Consider the following 17,662-nt stretch of genomic DNA (forward strand, 5'->3'; position numbering starts at 1 on the left):
CAAACCCCTTGATCACTATGTCGGAGAGCGGTGGCCGGGCCCGCGCGGGCCCGGCCACCGGTGATCAGCTCGCGGTGCAGGTTACGGCGGGGGTGGAGTTCGTGCCCTGCCAGCTGCCGATGAAGCCGAAGCTGGTGCTCGCGCCGGCGCCGAGGCGACCGTTGTAGTCGACGTTGCGGGCGGTGTACGCCGACCCGCTGTTGCTGACGCTCGCGTTCCACGCCTGGGTGACGGACTGGCCGTTGGCGAACGTCCAGCGGACCGTCCAGCCGGTGATCGCGGCGGCTCCGGCGGTCACCTTGACCTCGCCCTGGAAGCCGCCCTGCCACGAGTTCGCGACGGTGTAGGTGGCGGTGCAGCCACCGGACGGCGGGGGCGTGGTGGTCGGCGGCGGGGTCGGGCTGGGGCTGCTCGTCGGCGTCGGGCTGGTGGTCGGGCTGCCGGTGGGGCTGGCGGTCGGGGTGCTGCCGGCGTACACCGACGCCTCGCGGGACGTGGCGGCGATGCCGTTGGCACCGTTGAAGATCCGCTGACCCCAGCTGGTGAGCTGGGCCGGGTTGAACGCGGTGGTCATGTCCAGGTACTCCACGCCGCCGCCGTTGCCGCTCCACGACCAGCCGAGGTAGCCGATGCCGTTGGCCTGGGCGTACGCCATGATGGCGTCCTCGTCCGGGTTGCCGTCGGAGTGGTTGAAGCCGAACTCGCCGACCACGATCGGCAGCCCGGCGGTACGGAACCGGCCCAGGTAGTCGCTGATCTCGGCGGCGGTGTCGAACACGCCGTACATGTGGATGGAGAAGACGGTGTTGCGCTGCGGGTCGGCGGCGAACACGGTGCCGGCGTTGTCGCGCATAGTGAACGTCCAGTCCTGGCCCCAGTTCGGCGCGTCCACCATGATCGTGTGGGTCAGGCCGGCGGCGCGCAGCCGCTTGATCGCGTTCGACGTGTCGGTGGTCCAGGCGCTGTAGCCCTGGTTGCCGAACGGCTCGTTGCCGATGTTGACGATGACGTACTTCTCCTGGCCCTTGAGCACGTCGGCGATGCTCAGCCAGTAGTCGGTGGCCTTCGCCAGCGTGGTGGCGGCACCGTCCTCGCCGTACCCGGTGGTGTCGTGCACCTCCAGCACGCAGATCATCCGGTTGGCCTTGCACAGCGAGATCACGTTCGCCACGTCGGCGGCGCTGTTCTTCGTCCAGCGGTCGCCGCTGGACAGGACGACCCGGACGGTGTTCGCGCCGAGCGCCTTGATGTTGGCGAAGGAGCTGGTCTGCTGCGGGTACCAGGTGTGCGCGTGGTTGACCCCGCGCATCACGAACTCGACGCCGTTGGCGTCGTAGAGCCGCCCGTTGGAGACGGAGAACCCGGTGGCGGCGTGGGCCGGCTGCCCGAGGGCGAAGACGGCGGCGAGGGCCGTCAGCAGGGCGGCGCCCGCGACGGAGAGCAGTTTCTTCATGGCTGTCCTCAGGGGAAGGTCTCCCCCGTGCCCGAGCGGGGGTGCGGTGACGGTGACGAGGTGGTGGCGACTGAGCCCGGTAGTCGCCGCCCGGTTCCCGAACGGACGCAGGCATCAGCGTAGGGCGATGGAAGGCATTAGGCAACCGGTTAAGCGGGGCAAGCCGGGAGGCGGCGAGGTGCGACCGCGGCAATTCGACTGAACCGGTTAAGAAGCCGGGGCACGTCAACCGGGGAAGCGGACAGCAGGGTTGACCCGCGCCGGGCGGGGTATCCGGGGACGATCCGCCCCGGGAAGGAGACGTGCCATGGTCAACGTCGGTTACACCCTCATGTGCGAGCAGGCCGGCCCGAAACAACTGGTCGACCACGCCGTACGCGCCGAGGCCGCCGGCTTCGACCATCTGGTCATGTCCGACCACTACTACCCCTGGCTGGAGTCCCAGGGCCACTCCCCGTACGCCTGGTCGGTGCTCGGCGCGGTCGCCCACGCCACCAGCCGGGCCGAGCTGATGTCGTTCGTGACCTGCCCGATCCGGCGGTACCACCCGGCGGTGGTGGCGCAGAAGGCCAGCACCATCGGGGTGCTCTCGGACGGACGTTTCACGCTCGGTCTCGGCGCCGGGGAGAACCTCAACGAGCACGTGGTGGGCGGGTGGCCGCACGTGCAGCAGCGGCACGAGATGTTCGAGGAGGCGCTGCAGATCATCCGGCCACTGCTCAACGGCGAGACGCTGACGTTCTCCGGCAACCACTTCGACGTGCCCGACGCGTACGTCTGGGACCGGCCGGAGCGGCCGGTGCCGATGGCGGTGGCCGCGTCCGGGCGGCAGTCGGCCACGCTGGCCGCCGAGTACGCCGACGCCATGATCGCCACCGACCCGCTGTCCCACCTGATCGACATGTACGAGGAGGCGGGCGGCGCGGGCCGCCCCCGCTACGGGCAGGTCGCCATCTGCTACGGCCCGGACGAGGACGAGTGCCGCAAGATCGTGCACGACCAGTTCCGCTGGTTCGGTCTGGGCTGGAAGGTCAACGCCGACCTGCCCGGCCCGGAGTCGTTCGAGGCGGCCACCCGGTTCGTCCGGGAGGAGGACGTGGCCGAGGGCATCTCCTGCGGCCCGGACACCGACCGGCACGTCGAGGCGTTCAAGAAGTTCGTCGACGCCGGCTTCACCCACGTCGCGCTGGTCCAGGTGGGCGGCGACACCCAGCCGATGTTCCTCGACTGGGCCCAGGAGGAACTGCTGCCCCGGCTGCGCGAGCTGTGACCGCCGCACCGCTACCTCCCCCGCTGAGGAGTTGACGCCATGCGTATCGGGAACACCGAGATCCGGCCCGCCGGGGGCGGGCTCGGCTGCCTGCTGATGATCCTCTTCTCGATCGTCGCCTCGGTGGTGCTCACAGTGCTGCTCAACCTGGTCCTGTAGAACCCGGCCCGGCGCGCGCGACGGCGACACCAGAATGGGGCATGCCCCTGCTGACCGCGCTGCCGCTGGCGCTGGAGATGGTCGCCGGGTCGAAGCTCGTCAGCGCCGTCGTCCTCGCCTCCGGCCGCCACCCGCGGCGCAGCTCGGCGGCCTTCCTGAGCGGTGTGGCGGTCGGCGTCCTCGGGCCGCTGACGCTCTGGTACGCGGCGTTCCGGGTGGTGCGGCACACCGCCGTGCACGGCATCGGGGCAGGCGGCAGCCGGCGGCTCATCGACTGGATCGTGCTGGGCCTGCTGGCAGTCCTCATGGTGGTCACGTTCCGCAGGCGGCGGCGCGACCGGCCGTCCGGGTGGCTGCGCCGGTTGCAGGACCCCCGGCCCGCGTACGCCTTCGGTCTGGGGCTGGTGCTCGCCGTCGCCGTACCGAGCGACGAGCTGGTCATGGCGTCGGTCGCGGGAAGCATGGCCGGGCACGGCCGCCCGTGGTGGCATCTCCTGCCGTTCGTCGCGCTCACCGTGCTGCTGCTGGCCCTGCCGCTGCTCACGCTGCTGCTGTCCGGCGAGCGCGCGGAGCGTCTGCTGCCCGCCTTCCGCTCCTGGACCGACAGGCACTCCTGGCTGGTCAGCGAGACGGTCATCCTGATCTTCGCGGCCTTCGTGGTGGCCGACCTGGCGGGGTCGTTCAGCCGGCCGTGAGGTCCACCTCGGCCAGCACCGGATAGTGGTCCGAGGCCGAGTCGGCGTCACCGTCGCGGACCACCCGCACCGCTCGTACCCGGTCGGCCAGCGCCGGAGTGGCGAGCAGGTAGTCCAGCCGCATCCCGGCGAACTCGGCACCGCCGTGCCGGGTCGGCACGGTCAGGCCGCCGGGTTCGTCGCCGCCGGACCGCGGCCACAGATCGACCAGACCGGCGTCGAGCAGCCGGGCCACCGCGCGGGTGTCCACGGTACGGCCGTCGCGGCGCAGGTGCCGCCGCCGGTACGGCGTGGCCAGCCCGGCCAGCCGGGCGGTGTGGTCGGCTGTGGGCTCCAGCGTGTTCAGGTCCCCGGCGAGCAGGGCCAGCGCTCCCCCGGTGCGCCGGAGCGCGGCGGCCAGCCAGTCCGCCTCCATCCGCCGCCGCCCGCCCGAGTAGGGGTTCAGGTGCGTGCTGAACACGGTGAGCGGTCCCGCGCCGGTGGCGACCTGCACCCGGGCGGCGGCGTGGTGGAACGGGCGGCGGACCCGGCCGGCGCGCAGCACCCGCAGCGGCGGGCGGACCAGCACCGCCACCGGCTGGCCGAAACAGGACCGGGCCAGGTACGGCGTCATCCCGAGCCGCCCGGCCAGGCCGCCCAGCGTGGCGTCCATGCCGCGCAGTTCCTGCAGGGCCAGCACGTCGGGGCGCTGAGCGGTGACGACCGAGACGATCCGGTCCCGGCGGTCGGTGCCGTCGCCGTCCCGCCCGCCGGTCCGGATGTTCCAGGTCATCACCCGCAGCATCGGCTCAGTCCGGCCGCGCGGCCTTGGCCAGCTCGTCGTCCAGCTCGTCGACCTGTTCGGACTCGATCGCCGGCCGGTTGCCCTCGTACACGTCGGCGTTGGGGCGGATCACCCAGTACAGCAACGACAGCCAGAGCGCGCCGAGCAGGATCGCGCCCATGAAGTCGGTCGGGTGGTGCATGCCCCGGTACATCCGGGAGGTGGCCACGCCGACCGGCATCAGCACCGCCAGGCCCACGAACAGCCACCGCCACCACCTGTCGGTACGCGGGAACACGATGACCGCCATGGCCACCCAGAGGCAGATGGTCGCCGCGATGTGCCCGGAGGGGAACGACGAGGTGGGCATCTGCCCGTCCAGGTTCTCCACCGGCGGACGGGGGCGGTCCACCACCCGGGCGCTGGCCAGGAACAGGCTCAGCTCGCCGAACATCGCCAGCACCACGTACAGCACCGGCCGCCACCGCCGCCACACGGCCAGCACGATCGGGCAGAACACCAGCGACACCAGCAGGATCGCGTGGGTGTCGCCGAACTTGCTCCACCACCAGCTCAGCTCCGTGAGCGCGTCGGTGTGCCGCTCGGCGAACCAGCGCGGCACCTCGGTGTCGAGCGTGTCGAAGAACGTGCCCTTGGCGTGGTAGCTGACGAACATGCCGAACGCGTAGAGCACCCCGAAGACGAGCACCCAGCCGACCAGCAGCTCGGCGATCGCCGAGCGCGGGTGCTCCAGCACCTTCTCCTCGTCCGGCGCGAGCGCCAGGTCCTCGCCCGCCTCCGGCTCCAGGCCCTCGCGCAGCGGCGGCACCGGCCGGCCGCGCTCGCGCCGCCACAGCCGGAAGGCGTACGCGGTGACGCCCAGCCAGGCCGCGCCGAGCAGCCAGCCGCCGATCACGTCCGACACGAAGTGCACGCCCAGCGCGATCCGGGTCAGTCCGACCAGGAAGATCAGCAGGGCGGCGATGCCGATGGCGGGCTTGCGCCAGCGCGGCGACATGGCCGGCAGGAACACCAGCAGCAGCGCCCCGTACGCGACGAACGAGCCGAGCGCGTGACCACTGGGGAAGCTGTTGCCCGGTGCGCTGGCGATCGGCACGTCCACCACCGGGCGCAGCCGCCCGACCAGCGCCTTGAGCGACGGGTCGAGGATCAGCCCGCCGGCGCCGGTGACGATCAGGTAGACCGCCAGCCGGGACTGGCGGCGGATCAGCAGGCCCACCACCGCGATGGTGACCAGCCAGATCAGCACCGGCCGCCCGCCCAGGTCGGTGATCGCCTGGAGCACTGTGACCAGCGGGCCGTGCGGGGCCACGAGGTTGTTGAACCACTCGGCCGTCTCGTGGTCGGCGTGGTAGAGCGGGCTCCACCGGAACCGGACCAGCATGAGCAGCACGCCGAACCCGACTCCCGCGCCGGCCACGGCGAGCAGACCCGCGAGGCTCCGCTCCGCGAAATGGCTGAGCGGCCGGCTCCCGGCTTCCTTGACCGCGGTCACACCGCACCTCCCTCGTTCTTCTGCGAGGCGCGCTGTACCCGATCGGCGTGTTCCGTACACGCCGGACCGGCGTGGCGTCAGAGCGAGGTCATCTCACCGGTGTCGAACAGCTCCGCCCGCTGCGCCTCCGGCTCCCACAGGTCCGGCTGAGCGGGCTCCTCCACCCCGATGCGCATCGCTTCGAGCTGCGCGGCGAACGCCAGCCCGCCGAACAGCGCGATCCCGGTGAGGTTGGCCCAGAGCAACAGGGCCATCATGCCGGTCAGCGCGCCGTAGGTCTGGCCGAATCCGCCGCTGTACTTCACGTAGGCGGCGAGCAGCAGGCTGGCCAGCCACCAGATCGCGATGGCGATGGACGCGCCGAAGAAGAGCCAGGACAGGCCGGGCTGGCGGCGTCGCGGGGCGTGCCGGAACAGCACCGCGACGGCCAGCACGGTGAGGCCGAGGCTCAGCGGCCAGCGGATCACGTCCCATCCGGCCATGGCGACGTCGCCCCACTCGTAGTGCCGCCGTACCGACTCGCCCATCGCCCGGCCGCCGACCAGGATCAGGAAGCCCGCAAGCGCGGGTACGCCGGCGACCACCGCGAGGACCGCGGCGCGCAGGTACTTCGCCAGCGCCGGGCGGTCCCGCTCGACGCCGTAGATCCGGTTGGCGCCCCGCTCGATCTGCGCCATCGTGGTGGTCAGCGCGACCAGCCCGGTGAGCAGACCGAGGGTCAGTGCCAGCTCGCCGGCGTCCTCGGTGCGCTCGCTGTCGGTGAGCAGGTCCTGCACCATGGCTTCGCTCTGGCCGGGCGTGATGGCCAGCACCGTGTCGGCGACGACCTTGCCGCCCTCGTCCACGCCCAGGTCGGTGATCAGGCCGGTGAGCGCGATCAGGAACGGCACCACGGCCAGGCAGAGCTGCAACGCCAGCGCTCGCGAGTGGCTGAACCCGTCGCCGTAGCGGAACCGGATGAACGCGTCCCGCAGCAGGCACCAGCCGCCGTGCCGGCGCAGTGTGTGCCAGGCGTCGTCGGCGGACAGCTGGTCCTCGGTCATCAGCCGGGTCTCGGGGACCAGCTTCGTGCTACTCACGGCGGGCCTCCTCGACCAGGTGCTCACCGCGCTCGCCGACCGCGTCGGCGTCCTCTGCCAGGTCGGGGTGCTCCTCGGGCCGCGGTACGCAGAGCCAGAGCGACTCGGGGCGGATGGTGGCCTTCAGCGAGCGGCCCGGCTCGATCAGGTCGCCGTCGAGCTGCCGGGGCTGTGCCCGGGTGCTGGTGATCTCGACCGAGCGGGCCCGGAACACCTCCATCCCCGGCACCCGGTCGCGGCGGCGCAGCACCGCCCAGCCCATGGCGAGCCAGTGGCGCAGCGTACGCGGCGTCAGCACCGCCACGTCGAGCCAGCCGTCGTCCGGTTCGGCCTCGGTGAGCAGGCGTACCCCGCCCTGGAGACGCCCGACGTTGGCGACCAGGACCGAGCGGGCCCGGCGGCGCAGCGGCGGCTTTCCGTCGATGCGCACCGAGACCCGCATCGGCCGGTCGCGCAGGTGGCGGGCGGCGCCCACCACGTACGCTGGCCAGCCGATCCGCTTCTTCGTGGTCTCCGAGGTGGAGTCGAGCATCTGGGCGTCGAAGCCCATTCCGGCCATCACCGCGAAGCACTTGTCGCCGACCACGCCGACGTCGAGGCGGCGCATCCCGCGCTCGACGGCGACCTCCAGCCCGGCGGCCAGGTCGTTCGAGAGGCCGAGGTTGGCGGCCAGCAGGTTGCCGGTGCCCTGGGGCAGTACGGCCAGCGCCACGTCGGTGCCGGCCAGCGCGGTCACGCACGCCATCACCGTGCCGTCGCCGCCGCAGGCGAAGACGACCTCCGCGCCCGCCTTCACGGCCTGTTCCGCCTGCCCGCGGCCCGGGTCCTCGACCGTCGTCTCGTACCAGGTCGGGGCCGGCCACCCGGCGGCGGCGAGCGCGCCGTCCACGGTGCGGCGGAACTCGTCCAGGTCGGCCACCTTCACCGGGTTGACCACCACTGCCGAGCGCGGGGTGCGGTTCTCCGCGTTCACCGGGCGCTTGTCGTCTGCACCGTCCACGGCGTCAGTGTGCAGGACACGGGGCGTGACGGCGACCCGGCGGAGCGGGACGTTGCGAGAACCGCAAACAGGTTTGAAAACCGGGTGGCCTCAGGCCGCCTCGCGCAGCGCCGCGTCGACGCGCCGCCGCAGGTCGTCGATGTCCACCCCGGCCTCGGTGAGCACCACGGCGGCCGGGCCGCCGCCCTCGCGCAGCAGGCCGAGCAGGATGTGTTCGGTGCCGATGTGCCGGTGGCGCAGCCGCAGCGCCTCGCGCAGCGACAGCTCCAGCACCTTCTTGGCGCGGGGCGAGAACGTGCCGTGGTGCGACCCGCGACGCCACCACCGGCGCGGGCGCGGGGTCGCCTCGCGCAGCGCGTCGGGGCCGAAGGACTCCTCGATCCGGGCCACTATCGCGGCGAGGTCGATGCCGATCTCGCGCAGCGCCGCGGCGTCCGCGGCGCCGAGACCGTCCACGCCCTGGGCGGTGTGGCGGGCCACCGCGGCGCGCAGAACCTCGGCGTCGACGCCGCCGGCCGCGAGCAGCCGTACCGCCAGGCTGTCGCGGTCGGCGAGCACGCCCAGCAGCAGGTGCTCGGTGCCGACCGGCCGCCGCCCCTCGGCGCGGGCCTCGTCGAGCGCGTGGTGCACCACGGCACGGGCCCGGTCGGTGAATCGTTCGAACATCACGCCTCCCAGCTCTCGCGCACCGCCGGCCGCCCGGCGTGCTTCTTGTGGACCGCCTGCCGGCTGACCTCGAGGGCGTCGGCGATCTCCTGCCACGACCAGCCCTGCCGCCGGGCGTTGTCGACCTGGATCACCTCGAGCCGTTCGAGCAGCCGGCGCAGGGCGAGCACCGCGCGCAGGCCGACCTTGGGGTCGGTGCTGCCGGCCGCCGCCGCGAGTTCCGTCGCTTGACTCATGCTGTCAATGTAGGTTGACAACACCCCTCGCGTCAACCCTGGTTGACAGGCGACCCGGCCTGCCGCTGTCCGGCCCGTCCCGGTGTTACCGTCCGCTGGTGTTCCGCCGCCGCCCGCTGGACCGGCCGGTCGAGTCCGCGCGCCGGCTCACCGCCGGCCGCCTCACCCTGGAGATCGCCGGCGGCAGCGTGGTCGGGCACCGCTACCCGGAGAACTACGACGTGCTGCACGTCGACCCCGAGCTGCCGCTCGCGGTGGTCTGCGACGGGATGGGCGACGGCGAGGGCAGCCGGGTCGCGGGCACGACAGCGGCCCGGACGTTCACCGCGCGGGTCCGCGCCGGCTGGCCCGCCGTCGGCGCCGCCGCGCTGCGGGCCGCCGTGGCCGAGACCCAACGGCGGGTACGCCAGGCCGGCGCCGCGCAGTCCGGCCTGACCGGGTGCACGCTCACCGCGCTCGTGGTCGAGCCGGACGGCGAGCAGGGCTGGCTGGTGCAACTCGGCGACTCGCGGGCGTACCGGCTGCGCGACGGTCTGCTGGAGCTGGTCACCGTCGACCACACCATGGCCTGGCTCGGCCTGCTGCACGGCTGGTGGCCGGCCGACTCGCCGGAGGCGGCGCGGGCGCGCTACCAGCTGCTGCGCTACGTCGGCCACCCGGACCGGCCCGAGCCGGACCTGCTCGCCGTGCCGCTGCGCCGGGGCGACACCTGGCTGCTGTGCACCGACGGGATCAGCGACCAGCTCGGCTACCACCGGCTGCGCGACCTGCTCTCCGCGCGGCGCGACCCGGCGCGCACCGCCGAGGCCCTGCTCGCCGCGAGCCTAGACGAGGGCGGCGAGGACAACGCCACAGCCGTCGTGCTGCGCGTCCACCCGGCGCTGCCCGCCCCGCGCTGACCGCCAGTTCCGCCGACCCGCTCCGGCGCACCCGGTCCCACGACTACGGTGGGTGAAAAGCAGGGGTCGGGAGGTGAGCCGGGGTGGCCGCACCCAGCCACGGCGCGGTGGTGGTCGGAGTCAGCCGGTCCGAGGCCGATCTGACGGTGGTCCGCACGGCCGCCGCCGAGGCCGCCGCCCACGACCGGCCGCTGCACCTGCTGCACGCGTTCAACTGGGCCGCGACGCCCGGCCCGGCCCCGGCCGGCGGCACGCGCACGGACGCGGAGAACGTGCTGGAGCACGCCGGACAGGTCGTCGCCGAGTGCGCGCCGGAGGTGCCCGTCAGCGGCCGGATCGTCGAGGGCTCGCCGGTCGAGGCGCTGCTGCGGGTCGCCGACACCGCATTCATGATCGCGCTCGGTGACGGGGGCATGTCCGCCCACCCGGACCGCGTGCCGGCCGACACGCCGGCAGTGGACGTGGCCGCCCGGGCGGGTTGCCCGGTGCTGGTCGGGCGCACCCAGCCGGCGCCGCCCGGGCCGCTGCTCGTCGGCTTCGACGGATCGCCCAGCTCGCAGGCCGCCCTCGCGTACGCCTTCGACTGCGCGCAGCACCGCGGCGCCCGTCTGCTCGCCGTCCGGGTGATCGAGCCGGAGTCCGGCGACCGCGACGACGGGCGGCTGGAGGAGGCGGTCACCCGGCAGGCCCGGCGGTATCCCCGGGTCACCGCCGGCTGCGAGACCGTCCACGGTGAGCCGAGGTCCGTCCTGCTCGACCGGTCCCGCGCCGCGCAGCTCGCGGTGGTGGCCGCCTGGGGAGACGGGCCGGTAGGGTCCACTCTGGGCGCGGTCAGCCAGTCCCTGCTCTACCACTCGCCGGCCCCGCTGATCGTCGTACGGGGCATCCCCGCGGACGCCGGGGACGGGTCATGACGCCCGCGCGAGGCGGGACCTACGGCCCTGACCGGCGACCCCCGATGGGACGAGGCTGGACGCGCCGGGGAAGAAAATGTGGTCCCCGAGTGGCAGCCGACCCCGAGCCACGAGAGGCTAAGGCAGCATGGACACCGCGGTGAACCTGCACAGCCCCCTGACCGAAGACGAGTTGCGCCGGCTGGACGCCTACTGGCGCGCGGCGAACTACCTGACCGTCGGCCAGATCTATCTGCTCGACAATCCGCTGCTGCGCGAACCGCTCAAGCCCGAGCACGTCAAGCCGCGCCTGCTGGGCCACTGGGGCACCAGCCCCGGGCTCAACCTGCTCTACACGCACCTCAACCGGGTCATCGTGAACCGGGACCTGTCCGCCATCTTCGTCACCGGCCCCGGCCACGGCGGCCCGGCGCTGGTGGCGAACACCTGGCTGGAGGGCACCTACAGCGAGCTGTACCACCACATCCCCCGGGACGAGACCGGCATGCAGCGGCTGTTCCGGCAGTTCTCCTTCCCGGGCGGCATCCCGAGCCACGTGGCGCCGGAGGTGCCGGGTTCGATCCACGAGGGCGGCGAGCTGGGGTACGCGCTGAGCCACGCGTACGGCGCCGCGTTCGACAACCCGGACCTGCTGGTGGCCTGCGTGATCGGCGACGGCGAGGCGGAGACCGGCCCGCTGGCCGGAAGCTGGCTGTCGAACGTGTTCCTCAACCCGGCCCGCGACGGCGCGGTGCTGCCGATCCTGCACCTCAACGGCTACAAGATCGCCAACCCGACGGTGCTGGACCGGATCCCCCGCGAGGACCTGCGGGACATGATGCGCGGCTTCGGCTACGAGCCGTACGTGGTCGAGGGCGACGACCCGGCGACGGTGCACCAGCTGCTGGCCGCCACGCTCGACCGGGCGGTCGACGAGATCACCGCGATCCAGCGCCGGGCCCGCTCCGGCGAGCACGTCGAGCGTCCCCGCTGGCCGATGATCGTCCTGCGGACGCCGAAGGGCTGGACCGGGCCGTCCCGGGTCGACGGCAAGCAGGTCGAGGGCACGTTCCGCGCCCACCAGGTGCCGATCTCCGAGGTGCGGGACAACCCTGAGCACCTGGCCGAGCTGGAGCGCTGGCTGCGCAGCTACCGGCCGGAGGAGCTGTTCGACGCCACCGGCGGCCCGGTCGCCGAGGTGGCCGACCTGCCGCCCACAGGTGACCACCGGATGAGCGCCAACCCGGTCGCCAACGGCGGCAGGCTGCTGCGCAACCTGGAGCTGCCGGACTTCCGCGACTACGCGGTCGACGTACCGACGCCGGGTGAGCCGATGGCCGGCGCGACGGGTGTGCTCGGGCCCTGGGTCCGGGACGTGATCGCCCGCAACCCGGAGACGTTCCGCCTTTTCGGCCCGGACGAGGTGGCCTCGAACCGGCTCGGCGCGGCGTTCGAGGTGACCGACCGCGCGTTCGTGGGCGCCGAGGTGCCCGGCGACGACCACCTCTCCCCCGACGGCCGGGTGATGGAGGTGCTCTCCGAGCACCTGTGCCAGGGCTGGCTGGAGGGCTACCTGCTGACCGGCCGGCACGGCATCTTCACCAGCTACGAGGCGTTCATCCACATCGTCGACTCGATGGTCAACCAGCACGCCAAGTGGCTGAAGGTGACCCGGAACATCCCCTGGCGGGAGCCGGTGGCGTCGCTGAACTACCTGCTGTCCAGCCACGTGTGGCGCCAGGACCACAACGGCTTCTCGCACCAGGATCCGGGCTTCATCGACCACGTGGTGAACAAGAAGGCCGAGGTGGTCCGGGTCTACCTGCCGCCGGACGGCAACACGCTGCTGTCCACGATGGATCACTGCCTGCGCAGCCGGCAGTACATCAACGTGGTGGTGGCCGGCAAGCAGCCCGCGCCGAACTGGCTGACCATGGACGAGGCGATCCAGCACTGCCGCCGCGGCCTGGGCATCTGGGACTGGGCCAGCAGCGACGACGGCACCGAGCCGGACGTGGTGCTCGCCTGCGCCGGTGACGTGCCGACGCTGGAGACGCTCGCCGCCGTCGACCTGCTGCGCCGGCACCTGCCGGACCTGAAGGTGCGGGTCGTCAACGTGGTCGACCTGATGCGCCTGCAACCGCCGTCGGAGCACCCGCACGGCCTGCCGGACAACGAGTTCGACACCATCTTCACCCGCGACAAGCCGGTGATCTTCGCGTACCACGGGTACCCGTGGCTGATCCACCGGCTCACCTACCGCCGGACCAACCACGAGAACCTGCACGTGCGCGGCTACAAGGAGGAGGGCACCACCACGACGCCGTTCGACATGGTGATGCTCAACGACCTGGACCGCTTCCACCTGGTCATCGACGTGATCGACCGGGTGCCGGGGCTGCGGTCGCGCGCCGCGCACCTGCGCCAGGACATGGTGGACGCCCGCCAGGCCTGCCGCGACTACACCCGCCGCTACGGCGAGGACGACCCCCGGGTCGCCGAGTGGCGCTGGATCCGCGAGAACGACCCGGCCGTGAGGAGTGGGGAATGAGCGGCGAGGAGATCCTGGTCGGCTACGACGGGTCCGCCGACGCGGCGGTCGCCCTGAACTGGGCGCTGGACGAGGCGGGCCGGTCGGGTCGGCCGGTACGCCTGGCGTACGTCTTCGAGTGGCTGACAGTGACCGGCTGGATCGGTCCCGGCGTGGCGCCGGGGGTGTGGCCGGACGAGGCCGCCCGGCAGCAGGTCGACGAACTGGTCCGCAAGGCGGCGGCGGACGCCGCCGCCGAGCGGCCGGGCCTGACCGTGCACGGCGAGGTGTTCGACGGCCCGCCCGCGCTGGTGCTCCAGGAGCGGTCCGCCGACGCCGGGATGCTGGTGCTCGGCAGCCGGGGCCACGGCGGCTTCGGCGGGCTGCTCGCCGGTTCCACGGCGGTCTCGGTCGCCGCGCACGCCCACTGCCCGGTGGTGGTGGTCCGCGACGGCCAGGCCGCCACGTCCGGGCCGGTGGTGGTCGGCTCGGACGGCTCGGAGTCGGCGCTGCGGGCGCTCGGCTTCGCCGTCGAGCGGGCCGCGCAGCGGGACGTGCCGCTGCGGGTGCTGCGGGCCTGGGAGCCGCCGGGCGACCGGTGGGTGCCGCCGGACTTCGACCCGGAGCAGGTCGCCGCGAGCGAACGGGCCGCCGCCGAGGCGGAGCTGGCGCCGTGGCGGGAGAGCTTCCCCGACGTGCCGGTCGAGATCGAGGCGGTCCCCGGCAGCGCGTCCGCGCTGCTGGTGGAGGCGAGCCGGTCGGCGCAACTCGTGGTGGTCGGCAGCCGGGGCCGGGGCGGCCTGCGCGGCATGCTGCTCGGCTCGGTCAGCCAGCAACTCATCCAGCACTCGCACTGCCCCGTGGCTGTGGTACGCGAGCGCTGACTCAGCGGCCGGGCGCGGTGGAGCCCTCCTCCGGGTTGAGCGAGAAGTAGTCCTCCTCCTCCTGGGCCAGATGCAGGCGCAGCACCGCGTCCAGGCCGTAGAGCGCGGCCAGCAGATCGGGCACCTCGTCACGGCGCAGCCGGCCGTCCGGCTGCGCCGTGAGGTGCCCGCCGATCCGCTCCACCAGCCGCACGATCTCCACGTGCGCCCGGCTCATCGTGGAGGTCGCCTCGTCGCTGCCGAGCGGCCCGGCCAGCGCCGGGTAGAGCTGCCGGTCCTCGGCCGCCTCGTGCGGCAGCACCTCGTCGACCAGGCGCCGGTGCACCTCCCGCAGCGCCGGCAGGCACGCCGGATCGTCCGGGCGGGTCGCCACCATGTCGGCGGTGTCCCGCAGCCGGGCCAGCACGTCGCGGACGCCGCCGTGCTCGCCCGCGTACCGGTCGAGCAGCTCGCGGGTGTGCGCCGGCAGGTCCCGCCGCCGCAGGCCGCCGCCGAGCGCGCGCAACGCGTTGAGGATCACCAGGACGTCGATGCCCTCCTGGAGGAACGCGCCGGCCACCGGGGGCAGCCGGCCCGCCGCGGCCACCAGCATCGCCAGCACCGCCAGCCCCATCCCGACGGTGGCGCTCTGCACCGCGATGCGGCGGGCGTACCGGGCGATCTCGACGGCGTCGGCGAGCCGGTCCAGCCGGTCCACGGTGAGCACCGCGTCGGCCACGTCCGCCGAGGCGGTCGCCCCGGTCGCGCCCATCGCCACGCCCACGTGCGCCTCGGCCAGCGCGGGCGCGTCGTTCACACCGTCGCCGACCATCACAGTCACCGCGCGCGCCGACTCCTGGCGTACCCGATCGGCCTTCTCCTGCGGCGAGCACCGCGCGATCACGTCGTCCACGCCCACGACCTGCGCCACCTGCCGGGCCGTGCCCGGACGGTCGCCGGTCACCATGACCAGGCGCTCCAGGCCCGCCTCGCGCAGCCGCCGCACGGTCCGGCGGGCGTCCGGGCGGACCGGGTCCTCCAGCAGGATCGCACCGAGCGGCCCGTGGTCGTCGCTGACCCAGACCGCGGAACGCCCGGCCCGTTCGGCGCGCTCACCGAGCCGGCCCGCCCACTCCGGCGGTTCCCCGGCGAGCTGACCGACGTGCACCATCCGCCCGTCGACGCGGCCGCTCACCCCGTGCCCCGGCTCCTCGGTGACCTGCGTCGGCTCGGCCAGCGGCAGCCCCCGCTCGCGGGCCTGCCGCACCAGCGCGGCGGCCAGCACGTGCGGGGAGAGCTGCTCGACCGAGGCGGCCAGCCGCAGCACCTCGTCGCGGTCGCCTCCCGGCGCCACCACCACCTCGGCCGCCCGGGGCCGCCCGGCGGTGAGCGTGCCGGTCTTGTCGAGCAGGAGGGTACGGGCGCGGCCGAGCTGTTCCAGCGACCCGCCGTCGCGGACCAGGACGCCGCGCCGGGCCACCCGGGACAGCCCTGAGACCACGGCGATCGGGGTCGCCAGCAGCAGCGGGCACGGGGTGGCCACCACCAGCACCGCCACCGCCCTGGTGAACTCGCCGGACAGCAGCCACGCCAGCCCGGCCAGCACCAGCGTGAACGGCACGAACGCGGCGGCGTACCGGTCGGCCAGCCGTACCATCGGGGCCTTGCGGGCGGTGGCCTCGCCGGCCAGGCGGACGATGCCGGCGTAGGTGCTCTCCGCCGCGTTGCGGCGCGCCCGCAGCCCGAAGCCGGCGCCCGCGTTGACGACGCCGCTGGCCACCTCCTCCCCGGCCGCGCGGGTGACCAGCTGCGACTCGCCGGTGACCACCGACTCGTCCAGCGTCGCCGACTCCTCGACCACGCCGTCCACAGGCACCACGTCGCCCGGTCCGACCACCAACCGGTCCCCCACCGCGACGCGGTCCAGCGGCACCACCTCGATCCCGCCGTCCGGGGTGCGCCGGCGCGCCTGCCGGGGCGCGCGTTCCAGCAGCGCCCGCAGGTCACGGGTGGCGCGGCGCTGGGCGTACTCCTCCAGCGCCCGCCCGGTGGCCACCATCACCGCGATCACCGCACCGGCCAGGAACTCCCGCACCAGCAGCGCGCCGAGCAGCGCCAGCACCGCGATGACGTCCACCCCGAACTGCCGCAGCCACAGCTGGCGCAGCGTCGTCCAGGCCGCCGGCACCAGGGCCACCACCGTGACCGCCGCCCAGACCAGCCGGGCGGCGTCGTGCGCGCCGGCGAACCACAGCGCCGCGCCGGCCAGCACTGCCACTGTGAGCAGCACCAGCGGCGCCCACTCGGCCCAGGCCCACCGCCGGGCGCGGGCCGGCTGCTCGGGTACGCACTCGCGTGGTTCGGTTCCCACGTGTGGATCGTCTCAGCCCGGACGTGGGGCGGGCGGGGCGACCCGGGTAATCCGGGGGCGAAGGACCCCTGCGGGGGCGGCCGGGCATGCCCGAGGATGGAGCGGCATCCCCACCCGGGCGTCCCGGGCGTGGGGCACGATGGGGAAAACAGGAAAGGTCGTGACGATGAGCCACGAGACGCCGGCCGGCGATCGCCCGTTGACCACCGCGCTCGCGGAGGCCGCCGGAATGGCCGGCCACGCCCCCTCGGTGCACAACACGCAGCCGTGGCACTGGACGGTCCTGCCCGACGCGCTGGAGCTGCGGGTGGTCCGCGAACGGCACCTCAGCGCCATGGACCCGGAAGGGCACCTGCTGGTGGTGAGCTGCGGCGCCGCGCTGCACCACGCCCGGGTGGCGCTGGCCGCCGAGGGCTGGACCCCGGTGGTGGAACGGCTGCCCGACCCGAAGGAACCCGACCTGCTGGCCCGGCTCACCAGCCTCAAGCACACCGGCGCCGACCCCGACGCCATGCGCGTCGTGCAGTGCATGCAGGTGCGGCACACCGACCGGCGGCCGGTCAGCGACGAGCCGATCCCCACCGCCGCGCTGAACGACATCGACCGGGCCGCCACGCTGGAGGGGGTGAACCTGCAACTGCTCGACGACACCCAGAAGATCCAGCTCGCCAGCGCCGCCCAGCAGGCCGCCGCCGTCGAGGCCGACAGCCCGGACCTGCGCGAGGAACTGGCGTACTGGATCAGCCGGGCCGGCACCGGCACCGGGCTGCCGCCGGAGGTGCTGCCCGACCAGGCCCCGCAGACGACCGTTCCGGCCCGCGACTTCGGCCGCGCCGGCTCGCTGCCGATCGGACCCGGCCACGACAAGGCCGCCGTCTACGGGATCCTGTGGGGCTCCGACGACGAGACGATGAGCTGGCTGCGCGCCGGCGAGGCGCTCTCCGCCGCCTGGCTCACCGCCACCCGGCACGGGGTGTCGCTGGTGCCGCTGTCCGGTGTGGTGGAGGTCGAGAGCACCCGCGAGGTGCTGCGGCAGATGCTCTCCGGCCTGGGGTTCCCGTACATCAGCATGCGGCTCGGCCTGGCCGACCCGACGCACGCCGGCCCGCCGCACACGCCCCGGCTGGACGTCGCGCAGACAGTCGACACCTCGGCGGTCCGCGACCGTCTCGCCTGACCGGTCTCGATCACGGCGGCCACCGGGCGATACCATCGCCGGGTGGCCGCCGCACCCCAGTCCCGGCACGAGCACCTCACACCGTCGCTCGG

General features: G+C 73.7%; 15 protein-coding genes. 7 read left to right on the plus strand and 8 right to left on the minus strand.

Annotated features, from left to right (window positions below):
• Positions 1-64: 64 nt before the first annotated feature.
• Complete coding sequence (locus BFV98_RS10825) at positions 65-1,453, minus strand: cellulase family glycosylhydrolase (RefSeq protein ID WP_071096145.1); 1,389 nt, start codon at positions 1,451-1,453, stop codon at positions 65-67.
• A gap of 307 nt (positions 1,454-1,760) precedes the next feature.
• Between BFV98_RS10825 and BFV98_RS10830 the strand changes: the two genes are divergently transcribed.
• Both BFV98_RS10830 and BFV98_RS10835 read left to right on the plus strand, forming a co-directional pair.
• Positions 1,761-2,723 (plus strand): TIGR03557 family F420-dependent LLM class oxidoreductase, encoded by a 963-nt coding sequence (locus BFV98_RS10830; protein ID WP_013284900.1) that lies wholly within the window; start codon positions 1,761-1,763, stop codon positions 2,721-2,723.
• A 200-nt stretch (positions 2,724-2,923) separates the two neighbouring features.
• Positions 2,924-3,577, plus strand: a complete 654-nt coding sequence (locus BFV98_RS10835; RefSeq protein WP_071096147.1) for a GAP family protein — start codon at positions 2,924-2,926, stop codon at positions 3,575-3,577.
• Here the strand turns inward: BFV98_RS10835 and BFV98_RS10840 are convergent.
• From BFV98_RS10840 to BFV98_RS10865, 6 genes are all read right to left on the minus strand, one after another.
• Positions 3,564-4,361, minus strand: coding sequence for an endonuclease/exonuclease/phosphatase family protein (locus BFV98_RS10840; RefSeq protein WP_047893575.1), 798 nt, complete (start codon positions 4,359-4,361; stop codon positions 3,564-3,566). The two genes, BFV98_RS10835 and BFV98_RS10840, sit on opposite strands and share 14 nt — an antisense overlap.
• 4 nt (positions 4,362-4,365) lie before the next feature.
• Entirely contained in the window at positions 4,366-5,856 is a 1,491-nt protein-coding gene (locus tag BFV98_RS10845) for a phosphatase PAP2 family protein (RefSeq protein WP_013284896.1), read from the minus strand.
• A gap of 77 nt (positions 5,857-5,933) precedes the next feature.
• Entirely contained in the window at positions 5,934-6,935 is a 1,002-nt protein-coding gene (locus BFV98_RS10850; protein WP_013284895.1) for a YihY/virulence factor BrkB family protein, read from the minus strand.
• The gene (locus BFV98_RS10855) at positions 6,928-7,935 is read right to left on the minus strand and encodes a diacylglycerol kinase family protein (protein WP_071096148.1); all 1,008 of its coding nucleotides are present in this window, start codon (positions 7,933-7,935) and stop codon (positions 6,928-6,930) included. Before BFV98_RS10855 ends, BFV98_RS10850 begins: the two co-directional genes overlap by 8 nt.
• A 90-nt stretch (positions 7,936-8,025) precedes the next feature.
• The gene (locus BFV98_RS10860) at positions 8,026-8,601 is read right to left on the minus strand and encodes a Clp protease N-terminal domain-containing protein (protein WP_013474570.1); all 576 of its coding nucleotides are present in this window, start codon (positions 8,599-8,601) and stop codon (positions 8,026-8,028) included.
• Positions 8,601-8,837, minus strand: a complete 237-nt coding sequence (locus tag BFV98_RS10865) for an HTH domain-containing protein (RefSeq protein ID WP_030275209.1) — start codon at positions 8,835-8,837, stop codon at positions 8,601-8,603. The genes BFV98_RS10860 and BFV98_RS10865 overlap by 1 nt, the downstream gene beginning before the upstream one ends.
• 98 nt (positions 8,838-8,935) lie before the next feature.
• Between BFV98_RS10865 and BFV98_RS10870 the strand changes: the two genes are divergently transcribed.
• From BFV98_RS10870 to BFV98_RS10885, 4 genes are all read left to right on the plus strand, one after another.
• Positions 8,936-9,736, plus strand: a complete 801-nt coding sequence (locus BFV98_RS10870) for a PP2C family serine/threonine-protein phosphatase (RefSeq protein WP_071096149.1) — start codon at positions 8,936-8,938, stop codon at positions 9,734-9,736.
• 83 nt (positions 9,737-9,819) lie between these two features.
• Positions 9,820-10,650: a universal stress protein gene (locus tag BFV98_RS10875; RefSeq protein ID WP_013474567.1), complete on the plus strand. Its 831-nt coding sequence runs from the start codon at positions 9,820-9,822 to the stop codon at positions 10,648-10,650.
• A 127-nt stretch (positions 10,651-10,777) separates the two neighbouring features.
• The gene (locus BFV98_RS10880; RefSeq protein ID WP_071096150.1) at positions 10,778-13,180 is read left to right on the plus strand and encodes a phosphoketolase; all 2,403 of its coding nucleotides are present in this window, start codon (positions 10,778-10,780) and stop codon (positions 13,178-13,180) included.
• Complete coding sequence (locus tag BFV98_RS10885) at positions 13,177-14,043, plus strand: universal stress protein (protein ID WP_013284888.1); 867 nt, start codon at positions 13,177-13,179, stop codon at positions 14,041-14,043. Before BFV98_RS10880 ends, BFV98_RS10885 begins: the two co-directional genes overlap by 4 nt.
• A 1-nt stretch (position 14,044) precedes the next feature.
• Here BFV98_RS10885 and BFV98_RS10890 read toward each other — a convergent pair whose 3' ends face one another.
• Positions 14,045-16,393: a heavy metal translocating P-type ATPase gene (locus BFV98_RS10890; RefSeq protein WP_071096152.1), complete on the minus strand. Its 2,349-nt coding sequence runs from the start codon at positions 16,391-16,393 to the stop codon at positions 14,045-14,047.
• Positions 16,394-16,559: 166 nt separating this feature from the next.
• Here BFV98_RS10890 and BFV98_RS10895 point away from each other — a divergent pair, with 166 nt between their 5' ends.
• Complete coding sequence (locus tag BFV98_RS10895) at positions 16,560-17,570, plus strand: nitroreductase (RefSeq protein ID WP_071098830.1); 1,011 nt, start codon at positions 16,560-16,562, stop codon at positions 17,568-17,570.
• The last annotated feature ends 92 nt before the right edge of the window (positions 17,571-17,662 follow it).

This window comes from Micromonospora sp. WMMB235 (assembly GCF_001855515.1).
GTDB lineage: Bacteria > Actinomycetota > Actinomycetes > Mycobacteriales > Micromonosporaceae > Micromonospora > Micromonospora aurantiaca.

Coding starts and splice junctions, on each gene's coding strand:
- BFV98_RS10835 (WP_071096147.1), top strand. CDS start 2,924: ATGCCCCTGCTGACCGCGCTGCCGCTGGCGCTGGAGATGGTCGCCGGG.
- BFV98_RS10895 (WP_071098830.1), top strand. CDS start 16,560: ATGAGCCACGAGACGCCGGCCGGCGATCGCCCGTTGACCACCGCGCTC.
- BFV98_RS10860 (WP_013474570.1), bottom strand. CDS start 8,601: ATGTTCGAACGATTCACCGACCGGGCCCGTGCCGTGGTGCACCACGCG.
- BFV98_RS10885 (WP_013284888.1), top strand. CDS start 13,177: ATGAGCGGCGAGGAGATCCTGGTCGGCTACGACGGGTCCGCCGACGCG.
- BFV98_RS10830 (WP_013284900.1), top strand. CDS start 1,761: ATGGTCAACGTCGGTTACACCCTCATGTGCGAGCAGGCCGGCCCGAAA.
- BFV98_RS10840 (WP_047893575.1), bottom strand. CDS start 4,361: ATGCTGCGGGTGATGACCTGGAACATCCGGACCGGCGGGCGGGACGGC.
- BFV98_RS10865 (WP_030275209.1), bottom strand. CDS start 8,837: ATGAGTCAAGCGACGGAACTCGCGGCGGCGGCCGGCAGCACCGACCCC.
- BFV98_RS10880 (WP_071096150.1), top strand. CDS start 10,778: ATGGACACCGCGGTGAACCTGCACAGCCCCCTGACCGAAGACGAGTTG.
- BFV98_RS10825 (WP_071096145.1), bottom strand. CDS start 1,453: ATGAAGAAACTGCTCTCCGTCGCGGGCGCCGCCCTGCTGACGGCCCTC.